At 57.8% G+C, this 2,500-nt stretch carries 2 rRNA genes (1 of these 2 cut by a window edge); both read left to right on the top strand.

Features of this window, described 5'->3' with window-relative positions:
* Nucleotides 1-2,240: ribosomal RNA gene (locus tag OG417_RS00010) — 23S ribosomal RNA — on the top strand; it begins 903 nt to the left of the window's first position.
* Nucleotides 2,241-2,320: 80 nt separating this feature from the next.
* Nucleotides 2,321-2,437, top strand: a 5S ribosomal RNA gene (rrf, locus tag OG417_RS00005).
* The last annotated feature ends 63 nt before the right edge of the window (nucleotides 2,438-2,500 follow it).

Below are 2,500 nucleotides of genomic sequence, written 5' to 3'. Positions count from 1 at the left end.
TGATAGCTGGTTCTCCCCGAAATGCATTTAGGTGCAGCGTCACGTGTTTCTTGCCGGAGGTAGAGCTACTGGATGGCCTAGGGGGCCGACAAGCTTACTGAAGTCAGCCAAACTCCGAATGCCGGTAAGTGAGAGCGTGGCAGTGAGACTGCGGGCGATAAGGTTCGTAGTCGAGAGGGAAACAGCCCAGATCATCGGCTAAGGCCCCTAAGCGTGTGCTAAGTGGTAAAGGATGTGGAGTTGCCGTGACAACCAGGAGGTTGGCTTAGAAGCAGCCATCCTTGAAAGAGTGCGTAATAGCTCACTGGTCAAGTGATTCCGCGCCGACAATGTAGCGGGGCTCAAGCACATCGCCGAAGCCGTGGCATCCCAACATGTCCCTAGTCAGTGCCCTTGTGGTGCTGGTTCAGGGGTTGGGGTGGGTAGGGGAGCGTCGTGTGGGCGGTGAAGCGGCGGCGTGAGCCAGTCGTGGAGGCCACACGAGTGAGAATGCAGGCATGAGTAGCGAATGAGGGGTGAGAAACCCCTCCGCCGGATGACCAAGGGTTCCTGGGGCAGGCTAATCCGCCCAGGGTAAGTCGGGACCTAAGGCGAGGCCGAGAGGCGTAGTCGATGGACAACGGGTTGATATTCCCGTACCCGCTGACACGCGCCCATGCTGAACCCGCGGATACTAACCGTGCGGACTCTGCTTGGTTCCTTCGGGGATCTTGTCGGGGCGAGTGTGGGACCTGATGTGGTAGTAGGCAAGTGATGGGGTGACGCAGGAGGGTAGCTCAGCCCAGGCGGTGGTTGTCCTGGGGTAAGCATGTAGCCCGTACCATAGGTAAATCCGTGGTGCATGTGGGTGAGATGTGATGCCGAGCCGATTTAGGTGAAGTGAGTGATCCCATGCTGTCGAGAAAAGCCTCTAGCGATGTGTGTCGGCGGCCCGTACCCTAAACCGACTCAGGTGGTCAGGTAGAGAATACCGAGGCGTTCGGGTGAACTGTGGTTAAGGAACTCGGCAAATTGCCCCCGTAACTTTGGGAGAAGGGGGGCCCCTGCTGGTGACCGGACTGGCTCTGTGGAGCTGGTGGGGGTCGCAGATACCAGGGGGAAGCGACTGTTTACTAAAAACACAGGTCCGTGCGAAGTCGTAAGACGCTGTATACGGACTGACGCCTGCCCGGTGCCGGAACGTTAAGAGGACTGGTTAGCCCTTTCGGGGGTGAAGCTGAGAATCTAAGCGCCGGTAAACGGCGGTGGTAACTATAACCATCCTAAGGTAGCGAAATTCCTTGTCGGGTAAGTTCCGACCTGCACGAATGGCGTAACGACTTCCCCACTGTCTCAACCACAGGCCCGGTGAAATTGCAGTACGAGTAAAGATGCTCGTTACGCGCAGCAGGACGGAAAGACCCCGGGACCTTCACTATAGCTTGGCATTGGCGTTTGGAGCGTCTTGTGTAGGATAGGTGGGAGACTGTGAAGCGGTGACGCCAGTTATCGTGGAGTCGTTGGTGAAATACCACTCTGGTCGTTTTGAGCGTCTAACCCGCACCCGTGGATCCGGGTGGGGGACAGTGCCTGGTGGGTAGTTTAACTGGGGCGGTTGCCTCCTAAAGAGTAACGGAGGCGCCCAAAGGTTCCCTCAGCCTGGTTGGCAATCAGGTGTTGAGTGCAAGGGCACAAGGGGGCTTGACTGTGAGACAGACATGTCGAGCAGGTGCGAAAGCAGGGCCTAGTGATCCGGCACCACCGTGTGGATGGGGTGTCGCTCAACGGCTAAAAGGTACCCCGGGGATAACAGGCTGATCTTGCCCAAGAGTCCATATCGACGGCAAGGTTTGGCACCTCGATGTCGGCTCGTCGCATCCTGGGGCTGGAGTAGGTCCCAAGGGTTGGGCTGTTCGCCCATTAAAGCGGCACGCGAGCTGGGTTTAGAACGTCGCGAGACAGTTCGGTCCCTATCCGCTGTGCGCGTAGGAGACTTGTGAGGGTCTGTCCCTAGTACGAGAGGACCGGGACGGACGAACCTCTGGTGTGCCAGTTGTACCGCCAGGTGCATGGCTGGTTGGCTACGTTCGGTCGGGATAACCGCTGAAAGCATCTAAGCGGGAAGCCTTCCTCGAGATGAGGTCTCCCAACCTTTCATGGTTGTAAGGCCCCCAGCTAGACGACTGGGTTGATAGGCCGGAGATGGAAGCATCGTAAGGTGTGGAGTTGACCGGTACTAATAGGCCGAGTGGCTTGAACACACTTATTTTGTTCGCGTTCACTGTGCGGTTCCCGGGACACGACCGGGAACCATTTCCGCTGGTTTTGTTCTGTTAAGCGTTTCGGTGGTCATAGCGGTGGGGAAACACCCGGTCCCATTCCGAACCCGGAAGTTAAGCCCTCCAGCGCCGATGGTACTGCACCGGGGACGGTGTGGGAGAGTAGGACACCGCCGGACATCAACATAGATAAAGGGAAGAGGAGAGGTGACCCCGCGGTCAACGCGGCGGGTCCCTCTCCT

Origin of the sequence: Actinoallomurus sp. NBC_01490 (assembly GCF_036227085.1) — a bacterium.
Lineage (GTDB): Bacteria > Actinomycetota > Actinomycetes > Streptosporangiales > Streptosporangiaceae > Actinoallomurus > Actinoallomurus oryzae.
This window is presented reverse-complemented; position numbering and strand designations above follow the sequence as displayed.